General features: G+C 61.7%; 16 protein-coding genes. 10 read left to right on the top strand and 6 right to left on the bottom strand.

Annotated features, from left to right (window positions below):
* The first annotated feature begins 128 nt into the window (after positions 1-128).
* A complete protein-coding gene (locus NW826_RS08725) occupies positions 129-1,112 on the top strand; it encodes an apocytochrome f (RefSeq protein ID WP_414333392.1) in 984 nt (327 codons plus the stop codon).
* 55 nt (positions 1,113-1,167) lie between these two features.
* On the opposite strand, the gene NW826_RS08720 is transcribed toward NW826_RS08725, so the two are convergent.
* Positions 1,168-1,980, bottom strand: a complete 813-nt coding sequence (locus NW826_RS08720; protein WP_414348662.1) for a PhzF family phenazine biosynthesis protein — start codon at positions 1,978-1,980, stop codon at positions 1,168-1,170.
* Positions 1,981-2,228: 248 nt separating this feature from the next.
* Between NW826_RS08720 and groES the strand changes: the two genes are divergently transcribed.
* The 3 genes from groES to NW826_RS08705 all read left to right on the top strand — a co-directional run bounded on the left by groES (position 2,229) and on the right by NW826_RS08705 (position 5,342).
* Positions 2,229-2,540 carry a co-chaperone GroES gene (gene groES, locus NW826_RS08715; protein ID WP_011433225.1) on the top strand — a complete coding sequence of 104 codons (312 nt, stop codon included), beginning with the start codon at positions 2,229-2,231 and terminating at the stop codon, positions 2,538-2,540.
* 98 nt (positions 2,541-2,638) lie between these two features.
* Entirely contained in the window at positions 2,639-4,273 is a 1,635-nt protein-coding gene (gene groL / locus NW826_RS08710) for a chaperonin GroEL (RefSeq protein WP_414509918.1), read from the top strand.
* A 283-nt stretch (positions 4,274-4,556) separates the two neighbouring features.
* Positions 4,557-5,342 (top strand): DUF429 domain-containing protein, encoded by a 786-nt coding sequence (locus NW826_RS08705; protein WP_414367833.1) that lies wholly within the window; start codon positions 4,557-4,559, stop codon positions 5,340-5,342.
* Positions 5,343-5,384: 42 nt separating this feature from the next.
* On the opposite strand, the gene NW826_RS08700 is transcribed toward NW826_RS08705, so the two are convergent.
* From NW826_RS08700 to NW826_RS08690, 3 genes are all read right to left on the bottom strand, one after another.
* Positions 5,385-7,379, bottom strand: coding sequence for an SH3 domain-containing protein (locus NW826_RS08700; RefSeq protein WP_414333384.1), 1,995 nt, complete (start codon positions 7,377-7,379; stop codon positions 5,385-5,387).
* 99 nt (positions 7,380-7,478) lie between these two features.
* The gene (locus tag NW826_RS08695) at positions 7,479-7,973 is read right to left on the bottom strand and encodes a DUF427 domain-containing protein (RefSeq protein ID WP_414333382.1); all 495 of its coding nucleotides are present in this window, start codon (positions 7,971-7,973) and stop codon (positions 7,479-7,481) included.
* 31 nt (positions 7,974-8,004) lie between these two features.
* A complete protein-coding gene (locus NW826_RS08690; RefSeq protein ID WP_414509917.1) occupies positions 8,005-8,730 on the bottom strand; it encodes a Crp/Fnr family transcriptional regulator in 726 nt (241 codons plus the stop codon).
* A gap of 200 nt (positions 8,731-8,930) precedes the next feature.
* On the opposite strand from NW826_RS08690, the gene NW826_RS08685 reads away from it, so the two are divergent.
* The 6 genes from NW826_RS08685 to NW826_RS08660 all read left to right on the top strand — a co-directional run bounded on the left by NW826_RS08685 (position 8,931) and on the right by NW826_RS08660 (position 13,182).
* Entirely contained in the window at positions 8,931-9,593 is a 663-nt protein-coding gene (locus tag NW826_RS08685) for a sigma-70 family RNA polymerase sigma factor (protein WP_414333379.1), read from the top strand.
* A 2-nt stretch (positions 9,594-9,595) separates the two neighbouring features.
* The gene (locus NW826_RS08680; RefSeq protein ID WP_414509916.1) at positions 9,596-10,156 is read left to right on the top strand and encodes an anti-sigma factor family protein; all 561 of its coding nucleotides are present in this window, start codon (positions 9,596-9,598) and stop codon (positions 10,154-10,156) included.
* 36 nt (positions 10,157-10,192) lie between these two features.
* Entirely contained in the window at positions 10,193-10,786 is a 594-nt protein-coding gene (locus NW826_RS08675; RefSeq protein ID WP_414347695.1) for a hypothetical protein, read from the top strand.
* A 51-nt stretch (positions 10,787-10,837) separates the two neighbouring features.
* Positions 10,838-11,152 carry a DUF3181 family protein gene (locus NW826_RS08670; RefSeq protein ID WP_414509915.1) on the top strand — a complete coding sequence of 105 codons (315 nt, stop codon included), beginning with the start codon at positions 10,838-10,840 and terminating at the stop codon, positions 11,150-11,152.
* Positions 11,153-11,265: 113 nt separating this feature from the next.
* Positions 11,266-12,294: an S-layer homology domain-containing protein gene (locus NW826_RS08665; RefSeq protein WP_414509914.1), complete on the top strand. Its 1,029-nt coding sequence runs from the start codon at positions 11,266-11,268 to the stop codon at positions 12,292-12,294.
* A 318-nt stretch (positions 12,295-12,612) separates the two neighbouring features.
* Complete coding sequence (locus tag NW826_RS08660) at positions 12,613-13,182, top strand: photosystem I assembly protein Ycf4 (RefSeq protein ID WP_414509913.1); 570 nt, start codon at positions 12,613-12,615, stop codon at positions 13,180-13,182.
* A 156-nt stretch (positions 13,183-13,338) separates the two neighbouring features.
* On the opposite strand, the gene NW826_RS08655 is transcribed toward NW826_RS08660, so the two are convergent.
* A complete protein-coding gene (locus NW826_RS08655; RefSeq protein ID WP_414509912.1) occupies positions 13,339-14,907 on the bottom strand; it encodes an NAD(P)H-quinone oxidoreductase subunit N in 1,569 nt (522 codons plus the stop codon).
* A 144-nt stretch (positions 14,908-15,051) separates the two neighbouring features.
* Positions 15,052-16,311, bottom strand: a complete 1,260-nt coding sequence (gvpJ, locus tag NW826_RS08650) for a gas vesicle protein GvpJ (RefSeq protein ID WP_414509911.1) — start codon at positions 16,309-16,311, stop codon at positions 15,052-15,054.
* Between the last annotated feature and the right edge of the window lie 57 nt (positions 16,312-16,368).

The raw sequence follows: 16,368 nt of genomic DNA, 5'->3' as shown, positions 1-16,368 counted from the left end.
CCCGATGGCGAGGTGAGCCGCTTGTGGTTAGGTCAGCTTCTGCCGAGCGAGGTGGGGCGAATGATCGAGATCGCTCTTCCCCAATTGTGTTCCAAAACTGTGATTGCAATCCATTCTGAGCTGGACTTATGAAGCGAATTTGCTTAGCCGTGTGTGCGCTGCTGCTGTTGCTGGGGATGGGATCCCGTCCGGCGGCAGCCTACCCTTATTACGCCCAGATGGCCTACGACAACCCCCGCGAGGCCACCGGAAAAATTGTCTGCGCCAACTGCCACCTGAACGCCATGCCCGCCCGTGCCGAAGTGCCGCAGGCGGTTACCCCTGGCCAGGTGTTCACCATCAAGGTCGGGATCCCTTATGACCTGAGCAAACAGCAGGTGCTGGGGGATGGCAGCAAAGGCGGGCTGAATGTGGGTGCTGTGGTGGTGTTGCCGGAGGGCTTCCGTTTGGCTACCGAAGAGGAGATGACCGAGGAACAGCGGCAGGAAACCGCCGAGACCTACATCACCCCCTACAGCGACGAGAAGCCCAACATCCTTCTGGTGGGCCCTTTGCCCGGCGAGCAACACCAGGAAATCGTCTTCCCGGTGGTAGCGCCTGACCCGAAAGAGGATCCCTCGGTGGCCTTCATGAAATATCGGGTCTATGTCGGCGCCAACCGCGGTCGTGGCCAGATCAACCCCGACGGCAGCCTCAGCAACAACAACGTCTTCCGCGCTCCCGCCACCGGTCGCCTGGCCAGCATTGCCACCGTCGAGTCGGATCTCAGCGACCTGCCAGCTGAGCTGGCCGCCCTGGTGCCGCCCGAATACGAGTTGCCGGGCACGCGGGTGCTCAGTTTCGAGACCGAAAACGGGATCCAAAACTTGGTAGTGCCGCCGGGGCCGGAGTTGGTGGTTAACGTGGGCGACAGCGTCCAAGAGGGGGATCCGGTCACCAACAACCCCAACGTGGGCGGCTTTGGCCAAGCAGAGCGGGATCTGGTGTTGCAAAGCCCGGATCGGGTGAAATGGCTGGTGGCCTTCCTGGCAGCGGTGGCCATCACCCAGCTCCTGCTGGTGCTCAAGAAAAAGCAAGTGGAACTCATTCAGGCGGCAGAACTTTTGGGCTAGCCCAACCGTTCCCATACTTTTTCCACCACCCCGGAACCAGCCGGGGTGCTTTTTTCTAGGGGATCCGCAGCTCTCCCACAATCACCAACACCGCTTGGCCGGCAATCTCCACACGAGGGCCGAGATCGCGGCACCACAGCTCGCCTCCCCGCGTCGAGAGCTGGCGGGCTTTGAGCTCAGCCCGGCCCAGGCGCCTCGACCAATAGGGCATCAAAAGACACTGGGCAGATCCCGTCACCGGATCCTCCACGATCCCCAACTGGGGGGCGAAAACGCGGCAGACGAAATCCGGCCCATCCTTCAGATCCTCCCCAGAGGCGGTGACGATCAAGCCAGAAACGGGGAGCGCCTGAACCTGGGCCCAATCCGGCTGCACCTGCTGCACCTGCTGGGCCGAAGCCAGCACCGCCATACCCATGCCTCCGCGGCACAGATCTACAGGTGGGATCCCCAAAGCCGCTGCCACCTGCTCTTGCGCTTCCGGCCAGGGCTGGGGAGCCTGGGCGGGAAAATCCATCGCCAGCCGCTCCCCCTGCCGCCGCACCGACAACCGGCCACTGCGGGTGGAAAAGGCCACCTCCTGAGCTTCCGGGTGCACCTCGGTCAAGAGCACATAGGCACCGGCCAAGGTGGCATGGCCACAGAGATCCACTTCCGTCGTCGGAGTAAACCAGCGCAGCCCATAGTGGGGAACAGCGCCCAGGGATCCCTGGGGCAGCAAAAAAGCCGTCTCCGACAAATTGTTCTCCGCCGCAATCGCCTGCATCAAAGCTGCCGGCAGCTCCTGGGGCAGCAAACACACCGCCGCCGGGTTGCCCCCAAAAGGCACCGCTGTAAAGGCATCTACTTGAAAAAACGGGATCCGCACCTGCTTGCTCCACCCCCCTCAGGCCATGATCCCACAACAGGCCCAGAAGTAGAGAGATCCGTACCCAACCGTACCTGCCCAAAAGCGGGATCCCGCCCACAGGGGCTATTGTCAGGCCAGAAAGTTGGCTGATAAACTAGCACTCGTAAGTCGAGAGTGCTAAAACCTCGATTTGCACAAGCTTAAGGTCTCGACTCATAGGTTAAACCCTTCAGCTTCGTGCTTTCGGATCACGGAGGAAAATTGTCATGGCTGCAGTAGCTCTCAACGTCTCTACCCTGAAGCCGCTGGGCGACCGCGTGCTGGTCAAAATTGCCCAGCAGGACGAAAAAACGGCGGGTGGCATCTTTTTGCCCGATACCGCCAAAGAAAAACCCCAAGTGGGGGAGGTGGTCGCTGTCGGCCCCGGCAAGCGCAATGACGAGGGCAAGTTGATCCCGATGGAACTGAAGGCCGGCGATAAAGTGCTCTACTCCAAGTACGCCGGCACAGAAGTGAAGCTGGGCAGCGATGAATATGTGCTGCTGGCCGAGCGGGACATTCTCGCCATTGTTCAGTAATTCATCAGTGCTTCGGTAGCAACTCAACTGCAATTCAGCAGTCGAGCCGTTGAGTCTTCGTTTCACCCTTACCGGCGTTTGTACGTCAGAGGTTAACTATGGCCAAATCGATCATTTTCAGCGAAGACGCTCGTCGCGCCCTTGAGCACGGCATGGATGTATTGGCAGAAGCAGTAGCCGTTACTCTTGGCCCCAAAGGGCGCAACGTTGTACTGGAGAAAAAATTTGGCGCGCCCCAAATCATCAACGATGGTGTAACCATCGCCAAAGAAATCGAGCTGGAAGACCACATTGAAAACACCGGCGTCTCCCTGATCCGTCAGGCGGCTTCCAAGACCAACGACACGGCTGGTGACGGCACCACCACCGCCACCGTCTTGGCCCATGCCATGGTTAAAGAAGGGCTGAAAAACGTAGCCGCCGGCGCCAACCCGATTGCCCTCAAGCGCGGCATTGACAAGGCGGTGAAGTTCCTAGTGGACAAAATTGCCGAACATGCCCGCCCAGTGGAAGACTCCAAAGCCATTGCCCAAGTAGCGTCCATTTCCGCCGGCAACGATGAGGAAGTGGGCCGCATGATTGCCGAGGCCATGGACAAAGTGGGCCGCGAAGGGGTGATCTCCCTGGAAGAAGGCAAGTCCATGACCACCGAGCTGGAAGTGACGGAGGGGATGCGCTTTGACAAAGGCTACATCTCTCCCTACTTCGTCACCGACACGGAGCGGATGGAGGCGGTTCTGGAAAACCCCTACATCCTGATTACCGATAAGAAAATCACCCTGGTGCAAGACCTGGTGCCGGTTCTGGAGCAAGTGGCCCGCGCCGGTCGTCCGTTGCTGATCATCGCCGAAGACATCGAGAAAGAAGCCCTGGCCACCCTGGTGGTAAACAAGCTGCGGGGCGTGCTGAGCGTGGTAGCGGTGAAAGCGCCTGGCTTTGGGGATCGCCGCAAGGCCATGCTGGAAGACATCGCCATCCTCACCGGCGGTGAGGTCATCAGCGAAGAACGCGGCCTGAAGCTGGAGAACGCCCGTCTCGACTCCTTCGGCTCGGCCCGTCGCGTCACGGTAACCAAAGACCACACTACCATCGTGGCGGAAGGCAACGAAGCGGCCGTCAAAGCCCGCTGCGAGCAAATCCGTCGCCAAATTGAAGAAACCGATTCCACCTACGACAAAGAAAAACTGCAGGAGCGCCTGGCCAAGCTCTCCGGCGGTGTGGCGGTGATCAAAGTGGGCGCGGCCACCGAAACCGAGATGAAGGATCGCAAGCTGCGCCTGGAGGACGCCATCAACGCCACCAAAGCGGCGGTGGAAGAAGGGATCGTCCCGGGCGGCGGCACTACCCTGGCGCACCTGATGCCGGTGGTCACCGAGTGGGCGCAGGCCAACCTGTCCGGCGATGAACTGGTGGGGGCCAACCTGGTTGCCCGTGCGCTGGGCGCTCCGCTGCGCCGCATTGCCGAGAATGCTGGTCAGAACGGCTCGATCGTGCTGGAGCGGGTGAAAGAGAAACCCTTCACGGTGGGTTACGATGCCCAGAACGACGCCTATGTGGACATGTTTGAAGCGGGTATCGTTGACCCGGCCAAAGTCACTCGCTCTGCCCTGCAAAACGCCGCCTCGATTGCCAGCATGGTGCTCACCACCGAAGCGATTGTGGTGGACAAGCCGGAGCCCAAAACCAACACGCCGGCAGGCAGCAGCAGCGGCATGAATGACTACGACTACTAATCGTTCGGTGAGGGCAAGACGGGTTCTCGCTTGCTGCAGAAACCTTGTTACCTCGCCAGTCTGTAGTCAACTGCCTTGAATAGATCTTTCGGGATCCCCCTTAGCGGGATCCCTTCTTAGGTTTTGAGGTGGATGTTAGAGGACGGTTCCAAATTGGACAGAGGCCGTGCGAGGGCGCTACTGGCAGTCGAACAGCGAGGGAACCCTACTCCCCTCTCCCTGAGGGAGAGGGGCTGGGGGTGAGGGAATCCTCGATCGAGCGTGTGGAAAAGGGGAAAGCGGTATGGCTCGGTTAATCTGTATTGGCCTAGACCTGGCCTGGTCAAACCGCAACCCCTCTGGGGTGGCGACGTTGCAGGTCGAAATGGGGGATGCCAAAGCCCAGAACCTGACGGGCCGCCTGCTGGACAGTCGCATCCTGCAGACCGACCCGGAAATTGTGGACTACATCCAAGCCCAAGCCGGAGGGGATCCCTGCCTGGTGGCGGTGGACGCCCCCTTGCGCGTCCCCAACCTCAGCGGCCAGCGGCGGGCCGAAGCCGAGTTGAACCGAGTATTTCGCGCCTACGCCGCCGGCGCCCACCCGGCCAACCGCCGGCTCTTAGAAAAAAACGGCCAAGTGCGAGGGGAAGCTCTGGTGCAAGCCCTCTCCCGCCATGGCTTTCGGGAGCAGGCCAGCATCGAGCGGGGATCCTTGGCCCGCCAGATCACCGAAGTCTTCCCCCACAGCGCCATGGTGAGCCTCTTCGGCCTCCGCCGCACCCTGAAATACAAGGCCCGCCCTCGACGCAGTTGGCCGGAACGGGAACAAGCTTGGCAACTTTACCGGCAGCACCTGCGCTCCCTGACCAACGCCGACCCTGCCCTGCGCGGCCACGAAACCCTGCTCCAGGTGGAGGTGGGATCCCTTAGGGGCCGCCAACTCAAAAACTACGAAGACCAAATCGATGCCCTGATGTGCGCCTACATCGCCCTCTACGGCTTTCGCTGGGGATCCGAGCGCTGCCACAGCTTCGGCAGCCTGCAAGAAGGACACATCTTCACGCCCCTGCCCATCTCAAAGGGCTGATAGGCCGCCGAACCCCTGAACAAGAGAGCAAAAGCCGACAGCTCAGGGCCGTTCCACCAAACGGGTTGAGCCGGATTGGGCAGCGACCCATCCCCCCGGAGCCCCATCTCGCTCGACGCGCAACCAGACGGGCACCTGTCCTTCGCCGGCTTGCACTTCTACCACCCGCAGCAGAGCTTGGCGGGGGGCTGTCCCGACAATGGCTCCCCTCAGGCTGGGCTGCTGGCGGATGTTGATGCCATCGTTGGAGATCACCCGCACCTGTTGGACTCCTTGCCACTCGGCCAGAGGGCCGGTGGGCTCAGGTTCAGGAGTGGGCTCTGCCTGATCAGGACGGCTGAGGGCAACCGGCGGCTGCTCAACTTGCACCTGGGGCTGCTCCAGCGGTGGCGCCGGCGGTGGCGTGAACAGGCCCCGCAGCATTTGCCAGATGATCAGCAGGGAGAGGATGCCGACACCAACCACCCCGGCCAAACGAATGCCGGCGGGAAGGGCAGGGCGCTCACTCCGGCCACGGCGGGATCCCAGGCGGCTGCGGCGGTAACGTTCCCCATCCTGCAAACCTGGGTTCTGAGCAGGGAGCCCCTCAAAGGACTCCGTCCCGCTGGCGGGATCCGCAAGGGCAGAGACACCCGGCCTAGGGGTGCCCCGGTAAGAGGGCAAATCCGAGAGGCGCGGGGGTTCGGGCATGGTTCCTCCCCCTTGCAAGGGGGAGGGTGGGCGAGGCCATTCTTGAGTCTGCTCAAGCAGTCGCGGGCCACCCACCATAGCCGGCAAATGAGGGGGGGGATAGGGGGCTCGCGGAGATAGCATCCCTGCCGGCGGGTCTTCGCGGCTGGGCATCTCGTCCAGGTAGGCTTGGACTTGGGGGTTGTCGAAGTAGGCTTGCAAAGTCGCTTGGGCAGTTTCCAGGCCACGAAACTCTGGGAACACCTCCTCTTGAAACCACCTTTCTGTGAAGCGGCACAGACCCGGCAGATGGTCGGGGGAGCCGGCGGAGTGTTCTTCGATAAACTGCAAGGCCTCTGCTTCTTGGGTGGAGCGCAGATGTTCGAGCGCCTCTTCGGTTTGTCCCAGCAAGAGACTGCAGATGGCCTGCTCCAGATGCACATCCTGTCGTTGCGCCAAGCGAACCAGGTAACCGCGGGCACGCCGCACCAGGGCCGGACGATTTTCCAGATACCCTGCTGCCAGCAATACCTGCACGGCCAAGTAGGCGGCCACCATCGAGGGACGCTCAGCCTCCCGCTCAAACAACTCCTGCTGTTCTTTGAGGGTGAGGTGGCGACGTACCCGCTGGATGAAGCGCAGGAAATCCTCGGTGCTGAGGCCAGAGCCATCTTGACCCATCCCCTCGATGCCGCCCCGTTCGTCCAGCATGGCTTTGAGGAGAGCCAGTCCCTGCTGTCGCTCCCCGTTCGCATCGGCAGCCTCTTGGCCAGTTCGGGAGAAAACATTGGCCTCGTGGCTGAGGAGTTGCAAAATGCGGTAAGGGCGCAGCTTGCCCAGATCAAGGCGGAACTCTGCTTGCATCTGCGGAAAGGCCTGGTACTCCTCCAGCTCGGCCAGGCCCGCCTGCAAAGAACGCGCCGCCTCTTCGTAGGATCCCTGCTGCCAGGCTTCCCGGCCCAGCTCCAGACGGGCGATGGCCCGCGCCAAAATGGCATCGGAACGGGCAGGGTGGCCCTGCTCCAACATCTGTTGAGCCAAATCCAAAGCCGCTTGGTAGTCTCCGGCTTCGCAATACAAACACAGCACGCCTGGCAAGAGGGTCTCTTCCACCGTCAGGGTGGGATCCGCCGGCATGAGGTGTTCGTCGTAGTTTCGTCGCGCCTCTGGGTTAAGCAACACCGAGGCTGCCTCTTGGATAAGCTGAGCGCGAGCTGCCACGGCCTGCGGCGAAAACCCCAGCAGCCAAGAGCGCTCGCCCGGTTTGGGATCGAGCCGCTCCCGGTAGGCCTGCTCGATCTGATGCTCGTCCGCCCGTGGCGACAGCATCAAAACTCGGTAGTAGTCGAGGGGCACTCGCACCGTCATGGCTGTTGTCGGCTCTCCTAATCGCGTTGGATCCCTGAACCCGCCTCGACTTAACTGTAGTCTTTTCCTCAGCAAAAGGGATCCCCTCTTGCTTAGAACCTACCAGTCCCAGCTCCCCGGCTCCCCCTTGAAGGGGCCTACGACCTTGGAGGTAATCCAGCCGCCGTAGAAATCTCCCGGCTGGGGCCGAACTCGCTCTCCATCCACCCGGCACTCCTGCACGCGGCCCGCATAAAAAGCAAGGTAGTCGCGGATGGGCCAAAACTCTGGGCTGGGATCCGAATAGCTCCAGGCGGCATCCACGGCCACTTGGGAGCCGACCTGGATCGTCCAGTAGCGGGCAGTTCCTTTGAACTCGCAGAAGGAGGTGCGGGCGCTGGGGCGGAGATACTCCAGCCGCACGTCGCTGGGGGGAATGTAGTAGGTGGGCGGGTGGCTGGTTTCCAGGATACGGTAGCAGCGGCAGCTGTGGGCGATGAGCTCGCCGTTGAAGAGAACTTCCACCCGCTCAGCGGTGGGCTCCAAGCGGGGCGGGCGCGGGTAGTCCCAGACGGATTCTTGTCCGGGCCGGGGCGGGATGGGCTGAGGGCGCATGGGCAGTCTCCAAAGCAGGATCTGACAGCACCTAAAGCAGACGGCTGGCCTCTACCAGTTTGGCGTACTGCACCAGCAGCAGAGACTGTTGCTCCGGCAACACCTGAATCACCCCCTGCTGCTGCAGACGGCCCAGCACCGCCGCCGCTGCCTCTCGGCTGACCTGGCTGATATCGGCCAAATCCTGGAGGGGAGGGTAAACAATGCGCATTCCCTGGGCGGTCTTCTCGCCAAAGGCCTCTGCCAGTTGCACCAGCGCATGTACCACCCGCAGCGGGGGGCTTTGTCGATCCAGATCGGCCTGCAAATTGGCCAGGCGTAGGCGGCGGGAGAGGCTGCGGGCTAGCTGGTAACACAGGTGCGGCTCCTGCAGCATCAGCGCCTTGAAAGTTGCCGCCGGGATCCCGGCCGCCCGCACCGGGGTCAGGGCCAGCACATCCCGCGAGCGGGGGGCCTCGTCCAGTACCGCCATTTCCCCCACCCAAGCGCCCGGCCCGAGCAAAGCCAAGGTTTGGGTGCTGCTTTGTATCCCTTCTGTTGTGCCGATCCGCACAGGCCGCCGCACTTTGGCCCAGCCAGAGAGGATCAGATAAACCACACTGCCCCAGGCATCCTGCATCAAGAGCGCTTGTCCTGCCGCAATATCCCGCAGCTTCACCTGGGATCCCAGCCATTGCAAGGACGCTGCCGAGAGTTGGGCCAGCGTCGGCACCACCTTGAGCTCGGAGAGGAGGGCAGCAGAGACATCAGGAGTCATGCCGGAGGGAGGTTGACCGTACCGCAAGCCCACTGTAGCCCAGCCGCCGGCTCAAGGGCTATCCTGCAAAGGGTTCTCGCACCGCCCTGCCCCCTTGAGCCAAGATCGGGAGAGGGAACCTAACTTCCCCCGTTGCGTCAGGAAACAGAGGTTCTGCTTGGGAGGGGATCCCTCCGTCGTTCAATAACCTATGGATGCCTATGGATGCTGCCCTCAGCGACATCACTGGCCAGCGCTGGTCGGTCTCGGTGAAGAACGTGCCTGCGCGGCCCGAAAAGCTCGCTGATGGGGATCTGGTGCTGCTCTGTCAGCAGGGATCCCAGCCCCACCGCGAGGCCTTTGCTGAGCTGATGCGTCGTCACCAGGCCCATGTGGACAAGGTGCTCTACCACCTCGCCCCGGACTGGCCCGACCGGCACGACCTGGCCCAGGAAGTCTGGATCCGGGCCTACCGCCACCTAAAGCGGCTGCAGGAGCCGGCGAAATTTCGCAGTTGGTTGGGGCGGATTGCCACCAACCTGTTCTATGACGAGCTGCGCAGGCGCAAGCGGCAGCAGCAGCCTCTTTCTTTGGATGCGCCGATTGCAATGCGAGACAGTGAGATGGAATGGGAGCTGCCCAGCGAGAGCCCCAGCCCCCATGAGCACCTCACCACCTGCGAGTTTTACGAGCAGTTGCACCAGGCCGTCCGCGACCTGCCTCAGGTTTTTCGCCAGACAATCCTGCTGCGGGAAATTCAGGGGATGGCCTACGAGGAAATTGCTGAGATCACAGGCGTGTCTTTGGGCACCGTTAAGTCTCGCATTGCCCGCGCCCGCGCCCGCTTACAATCCACCCTAAAACCCTACCTCAACGGTGAATGACCATGGTTCGCGGCAACCGCAACCCCGATCCCAGGGATTCCCAGCAGGAGATGCCGCTGGTGGAGGAGCGCTTTGAACAGTTGAGCGCCTACCTGGATGGGGAATTGTCGCCCCAAGAGGCGCGGCAGGTGGAAGACTGGCTGGCCAGCGATCCCCAAGCGCGGCAACTGTACAGCCAACTGGCAGCCTTGCAGGCCGGTTTGGCCAATCTCAAGGCCCCAACTTTGGATCCCATCCAGACGGAGCTGCTGATCAGCCACGTGTTCGAGGAGCTGGACCAAAGGCCGGCGCTCGATCTGGGCTGGCGGTGGCGCAGGGGCACCCCTTGGGGACGGGTGGCAGCCGCTGTGGTGGCCTTGGCGGGAGCCGGCTGGGCGGGATGGCGTTGGTCGCATCCTCAGCCCTTGGTATCGCTAGAAAATCCGCCGGTGCGGGTGGCCATCGTGCCTGCCTCTGCTCGCGTTGCTCAGCGCTACCTGTTCGAGCCGGGGCAAAAACAAGATGCCTACTCGATTTTGTTTGAGACAACGCCGAACCTCGAAGCCGAGGGGGACTGGGAATGATGCTGAGCAGGCTTGAGAAAGACTGAGGAGTAGAGGGTGGAAAAAGCCGTTCGCAGAGCTTGCGGTCTGGCGGTTTGCCTTTGGCTATGCAGTCTGGGATCCCTGCCGGCCCAGGCTGACCCCAGTGGCAGCCATTTTGCAGCGCCGCAGGACTCACGTCCCTATCCCAATGCCCTGGAGCCCACCAACCTGCCCTCACCGGGATCCCGTCTCACTCCCACCCCCGCCCAAAACCAACCGACCTCTCCCGGGATAGAGCTATCGCCTTTTCCCGATTTCCCCCTCCTTAAGGAGTTGGATCCACCCTCACCAACCTTGGCCGACTTGGGCATCCACTGGGATCACCTGGCCCTGCTGCCGGATCCCGAGCTGGCAGAAGCAATGGATAGGGAGTTCAACCGCCGCCTGGCCCGCCTGAACCGGCAGATTGCCAACCAACAAGAGCGCCTCTACCGCCTGTTGCAAGACTGGGACTCTGACGAGGCCGATATCCGTCAAATTCAGGCCCAACTGAGCCAGTTGCGCACAGAACGGGATCGCCTGGCGCTGGAGCACCTGTTGCTGCTGCGGCAGTTGCAGGAGAACTTTGCCCTGCCTCTACCGGGCCGCTCTGCCGCCAGCTCTCCTTGAGGTGGGAGCAGGTTATGATCGGCAGAGGGCAACCACTGACGGAGCTGAGCAATGGCCCAAGTGCCCAGCAACCCAGAGATCGAGCAATTGGCCGCTGCCATTGGCGAGGAAGTTTACATCGATGTGGCCCGGTGGCACCTCTACCTGCGGGATGCCCACCTGCACATCCTCTTGGCAGAACAACTGGCCCCCCAGGTGATGGCAGGCAAGGTGGATGAGAATGCCGTTACAGAGATCCTGCAAGGGATCCCGGTGAAAGTGGGGGGCGGGCGCAAAGAGCTGCCTCTGGCGGATCTGCTGCCCATGCAAAGCCTGCTGAACTTACTGGATGTGCTGGAGGAGTTCAGCCGCAAATGGGCTCAGTAGAGGGGGAGAAAGCATTGCAGCATCAGCTCAATCGGTTCAAGCAGTCTAGGCGATCGCCGCCTCCAGCTGGCACCTGGCTCAGGGCCGCTGGTTTTGTCCTGCTGCTGGGGCTGTTGTCGGCCTGTCAGGGAACCGAGTGGGGAGAACGGCTGCAACGAGCGGTGCGACCGGTGAGCCTGCCTACCTTCCCCTCTGGAGACCAACCGGAGACGCCCACGCCTCTGCCGGGATCCCGCTCCTCCTCTACCTCTGTCCCCTCTGCTCCTGCGACTCCCCCTGCTTCCTTCACGCCTCCGCCCAGCCAGGTCAGCAGCCGCTTTGCGGATCTGGAGCCCGGATCCCTGGTGGCCCGTGCTGTCTCTGATTTGGATCGGCTGGGGGTCTTTGCCGATGTTGTTGGCAGTGAGTTTCAGCCGCAGCGCAGCGTTCGTCGCGGCGAATTTGCCCGCTGGTTGGTGCTGGCCAACAACGCCATTCACGCCGACCAGCCCAGCCGCCAAATCCGTTTGGGATCCGCCAGCGAGCGCCCCCTCTTTTTGGATGTGCCGGAGGAGGATCCCAACTTTCGCTACATCCAGGCCCTGGGAGCTGCCGGCATCGTTAGCGGCGATACCAACCGCGAGTTTCGCCCCAACAGCCTGCTGTCGCGGGCAGAGCTGATCCGCATGAAGGCACCTCTGGATTTGCCTCCCGGCCAAATCAAGGGATCCCGATTAGAGCTGGAGGAGCGTTGGGGCTTTACCGATGCGGCGCAGATCCCTGAGGAGGCGATTGCCCCCCTGGTGGCGGATCGCGGCCTGGAGAATGCTTCCACCGTGTTGCGCACCTTCGGCCCCATCCGCACCTTTAACCCCTTTGAGCCGGTCAGCCGCGGGGAAGCGGCAATTGCCCTGTCGGCCTTTGGAGAGCGGACGGCTCAAGAAGCTGCCTTGCCAACCGCAACTCCCGCAGCCAAGCCCCTCGATCTTGAGCCTTCTCCCCCTGCTGCCGAACCAGACCCGACCCCTTCCCCCGCTCCCACCCCTGAGGGCGAACCCTCTCCCGGCGCTGCTAGCAACCCTGAGCCATCCCCACCACTCAGGATCCCAGCAGTTGCTCCAGGGGCAGGGGAAATCGTTACGCCGCGCCAGCCTCAACCCTGAATTAGACGGATCCCAAGCTGCGGGAGCAGAGAGGTCTAAAGCGCTGGCGCTCATTGCAAAGATCCAACCGCTCAAGGGGGAGCCAGGATCCCCGCGACTCTTGTTGTAGAAGGCGGGAAAGGATCTGTTGCCGCTCTCTACGTCGTTATTGCTACGCAACGCTGTCGCGAACGCGCTACTATCCCCAACTCCCCTCTCCCCTTGGGAGAGGGGCTTGGGGTGAGGGTCGAGCGGCGCGGAGCGCTTGGGAAGTGTCTCGCTCTAGTTTGCAATTAAATAAAATGGGAGAAGCCAGGAAAATCGACAGGGATCCCGTCTGTGTCTGCGACTGTTCCCGAAATTCGCTCTGAAGAGCTGCTGCGCTACACCGTGATTGGGTCGCGGCGGCCCAGCGTCTACTTTTGGGCGGTGGCGCTGACAGGGGGTGGGCTGGGCTTTACCCTGGCCGGTCTTTCCAGCTATTTCCACCGCAACTTGCTTCCCTTTTCCGATCCCGCCAGCCTGGTGTTCATTCCCCAGGGCATTGCCATGCTCTTTTACGGTGTGCTCGGATCCCTGGCGGGGCTGTATCAATGGCTGAGCCTGTACTGGAACCTGGGGGGCGGCTACAACGAGTTCGACCGCCGCACCCAGAAGATAACGCTGGTGCGGCAGGGCTTTCCGGGCAAAAACCGCGAGGTGCGGCTGGAATACGACTTTGCCGAGGTGCAAAGCCTGCGGGTGGAGCTGCGAGAAGGCTTCAACCCCCGCCGAGTTATCTACTTGCGGGTGAAAGGACGCGGCGACATCCCCCTCACCGGCGTTGGCCAGCCCCCTTCCCTGACGGAGATCGAAAACCAAGCAGCCGAGATCGCCCGCTTTCTCAATGTCAGCCTAGAGGGTATTTGAAATTCTCTTGGATTGTGGACGGCTGCTGGTCAGGGATCCCAGGAATTGAGATAGCCCAGAAACCGGCTCAACAACATCGGGTCAATTGTCCAAGTAAACTCCCCTCTCCCGAAGGGAGAGGGGTTGGGGGTGAGGGATCCCTGCCTTGCAGAGTGCTCAAGAAAGGTCTAGGACTCGTCCCGCAACTGTCAGAGAAGGGCTGGTCGCCTCTGGAGCAAAAGCCTGGGCTGTCGGGAACCCCAAAAACGGGCTTTGCTCCACCGCCTGGGTGGAGAGAGTAAAGAGCGGATTGGAGAGGATCCCGGCAAAGATCGTGGCCACCAGCGTCAGCACCATGCCCACCCGCAAAGCCGGCATGCCTTCGGCCTGCCAGTTGGTCTCAGGGTAGTTTTGCACCGAAAGCGACATCTCCTGCGGCTCTTTTACCACCATGGTTTTCACTACCCGCACGTAGTAGTAGATGGAGATGACGCTGGTCACCAAGCCCACCAGCACCAGCGTGTAAGCCCCTGCCTGCCAGCCGGCCCAGAAAAGATAGAGCTTGCCGAAAAAGCCCGCCAGCGGCGGCAACCCGCCCAGAGAGAGCAGACAAATGCTCAGGCAAAGGGTGAGGAAGGGATCCTTCTGATAGAGGCCGCTGTACTCGTTGATTTCGTCGGTGCCAGTCTTGAGGCTGAACAGGGTGACGCAGAGAAAGGCTCCCAGGTTCATGGCCAAATAGACCATCAGGTAAAAAATCAAGCTGGCATAGCCCGCTTCGGTGCCCGCCACCAACCCAATCAAGACAAAACCCGCCTGCCCAATGGAAGAATAGGCCAGCAGGCGCTTGAGGCGGGTTTGGGCGATGGCCACCACGTTCCCCAGCACCATGGTCAAAATGGCCAGCACCGAGAGCACCGCCCGCCACTCTTCCGTCATGGCCGGGAAGACGGTAGCCAAAAAGCGAATGGCCAGGGCAAAACCTGCCGCTTTGGATCCCACCGACAAAAAGGCCACCACCGGCGTCGGGGATCCCTCATAAACATCAGGAGTCCACTGGTGAAAAGGCACCGCCGCCAGCTTAAAGCCAATGCCGCCCAGGCAGAACACCAAGGCAAGGATCCCCACCAGGCCGGCATTGGCCAGGTAGGGCGCGATGGCCGCCAATTGGGTCTGCCCCCCCGACAGGCCGTAGAGCAGCGACATGCCGTAGAGGAAGATGGCCGTGCTGCTGGCACCGGTCAAGAGATACTTCAGGGCCGCTTCGGAAGAACGCGGATCCCTCTTGGTGTAGCCGGCCATCAGGTAGCTGGCAATGCCCAGCGTTTCCAAGGAGACGAACACCATGATTAAATCCGTCGCCCCGGCGAGGAACATGCCCCCCAAGGTGGCGGTGAGGAGCAACACATAAAACTCGCCGGTGGGTGTCCCCGCCTGGGCGATGTAGCGCTCCGCCATCATCACCGTCAGAGCTGCCGTTGCCACCACCAGGCCGCGGAAGAGAATGCTAATTGGATCCGCGGCAAAGCTGCCCAAGAAGCTCTCCAACTGGGGCTGCTGCCATTGCAACACCAAGGTCACCAAGGCTCCGATCAAGCCGAAGAGGGAGAGGGCCGGCAGACTTTTGCGCGCCGCCGACCCACCCACCAGATCCACCACCAAGACAATCAACAGCGTGAGGGTGACCACCACCTCTGGCCAAATGGCGTCGGCATGCAGGTTTCCGGTTGGGGCGAAGACATCCATAGGAGAAGACTATGAAGAGAGATTAACGGGATTCAAAGCCAGCATACCGCGATTTCTGGGTTCTCTTCTCGCTTCAGGCATGGCTTCTCCCAATCATCTCAATCAAGACTCTCAATGCTCAGGCCACTCTTGATCACAGCCCCGCTAGAGCTTGGCGCTAGAGGTGAGCACCAGTTTTAGGCGGGCGTGGATGAGATCCAAGTCCGCCAGCCCCAGGTCGATCTCGCCGTCGATGACAATGCCGGTGTGGATCAGCCGATCCAACAACTCCAGCAGGGATCCCTCGCCGTGGGGTTGGCCGGGGTAGTAGTCCCCCTGACGGGGCAGAAGCGTGCCCAGATCTCCCAAGTCCAGGTTGAGATCCGCTGGGTCGATCTCCAGCAGGGCGCAGAGTTGCCGAATTTGCTGGCGCAGGGCTTGCAGGCTGCTGCCGGCCCGCTCAATTTGCTCTGCAGAGAGGCGATTGGCTTCCATCTGGCGTACCACCTGAGCTTCCATCAACTGCCGCAGCAGCTCCACCAAGGTCAGCACCAGCGAGGCCAAACCGGCTTCCGGGCGTTTCCGGCCAGGGGTGAAGTCTTCCGGGCTGGCCGGGCTGACAGCAAGGCGAGGGGAAGGAACAGGCAGGGCCAACCACTGCTCAAAGGGCTGGCAAAACTGTTCTAGGCTGAGCAAATGGAGACGGGGATCCCGAGCGGACTCTTCCCGCTCCTCCGGCAGGTTGTAGCCCCAGTCGGCCAAAAACAAGAGCACCTGCTCCAGTTCCAGTACACTCTGCACCTGGCGCAGCGTCTGCAGGCGATCCTCGACAAACCAGAGTTCCTCAGGCGCTACCTGGGTCGCTGCTAGCAGCCGCTGGAGGGTGGTGGCCTTGGGGGCGCGTACCTCCTTGCCCAGAATACGGTGGCGTGGCAGTTGGATCCCTTCGCGGAGCAAAAGCTGCTGGATAAACCGCCCCTCTTTGGTGCTGAGAATGGCCAGGCGCGGCTCTCCGGCAGCCTGGATCTGGCGCATCCAGGCCGTCACCCCTGGATAAAAGCGGTGCAGCCCCAGCCAGCCCTGCAGATCTTCTTCGATCCAGCGATCCCGCACCTTATCCAGGGCTTGGGCCAAAGCCCGCTCGGAAACCCCCCCCTGCTGCAACAACTGCTGACGCCAGCCCGGCCAGTCTTGGCGCAAGTCCTCTTCGGGGATCCCTTGCTGCAGCCCCCACAGCAGCAGAGGCATCTCCCAGCCGGTCTCGATTAGGGGTCGCAGGCGGTCGAAGGCAGGGCGCAATAGCTCCAACTGGGCAGGGGCCAAACCCCACACCTGACTACAAACTCGACAGGAAGAAGCAAAGTACTCCGCCCGTCCGTCGCAGAGCACACCATCAAAATCCAGAACTAGAATGCGGGGGGACATTCGCCGGGGCCTAGCGAACTCCATAACTGAGTCCCCCATAGAGCAAGTTGCAAGAAT

This window comes from Synechococcus sp. OH20 (genome assembly GCF_047502685.1).
Classification (GTDB): domain Bacteria; phylum Cyanobacteriota; class Cyanobacteriia; order Thermostichales; family Thermostichaceae; genus Thermostichus.
The sequence above is the reverse complement of the archived record's forward strand: the minus strand, read 5'-3'. Positions and strand labels throughout refer to the sequence as shown.

Bases quoted from the DNA above. Each gene is read 5' to 3' on its own strand.
- NW826_RS08725 (WP_414333392.1), top strand. From the start codon at position 129: ATGAAGCGAATTTGCTTAGCCGTGTGTGCGCTGCTGCTGTTGCTGGGG.
- groES (WP_011433225.1), top strand. From the start codon at position 2,229: ATGGCTGCAGTAGCTCTCAACGTCTCTACCCTGAAGCCGCTGGGCGAC.
- groL (WP_414509918.1), top strand. From the start codon at position 2,639: ATGGCCAAATCGATCATTTTCAGCGAAGACGCTCGTCGCGCCCTTGAG.
- NW826_RS08705 (WP_414367833.1), top strand. From the start codon at position 4,557: ATGGCTCGGTTAATCTGTATTGGCCTAGACCTGGCCTGGTCAAACCGC.
- NW826_RS08700 (WP_414333384.1), bottom strand. From the start codon at position 7,379: ATGACGGTGCGAGTGCCCCTCGACTACTACCGAGTTTTGATGCTGTCG.
- NW826_RS08695 (WP_414333382.1), bottom strand. From the start codon at position 7,973: ATGCGCCCTCAGCCCATCCCGCCCCGGCCCGGACAAGAATCCGTCTGG.
- NW826_RS08690 (WP_414509917.1), bottom strand. From the start codon at position 8,730: ATGACTCCTGATGTCTCTGCTGCCCTCCTCTCCGAGCTCAAGGTGGTG.
- NW826_RS08685 (WP_414333379.1), top strand. From the start codon at position 8,931: ATGGATGCTGCCCTCAGCGACATCACTGGCCAGCGCTGGTCGGTCTCG.
- NW826_RS08680 (WP_414509916.1), top strand. From the start codon at position 9,596: ATGGTTCGCGGCAACCGCAACCCCGATCCCAGGGATTCCCAGCAGGAG.
- NW826_RS08670 (WP_414509915.1), top strand. From the start codon at position 10,838: ATGGCCCAAGTGCCCAGCAACCCAGAGATCGAGCAATTGGCCGCTGCC.
- NW826_RS08655 (WP_414509912.1), bottom strand. From the start codon at position 14,907: ATGGATGTCTTCGCCCCAACCGGAAACCTGCATGCCGACGCCATTTGG.
- gvpJ (WP_414509911.1), bottom strand. From the start codon at position 16,311: ATGTCCCCCCGCATTCTAGTTCTGGATTTTGATGGTGTGCTCTGCGAC.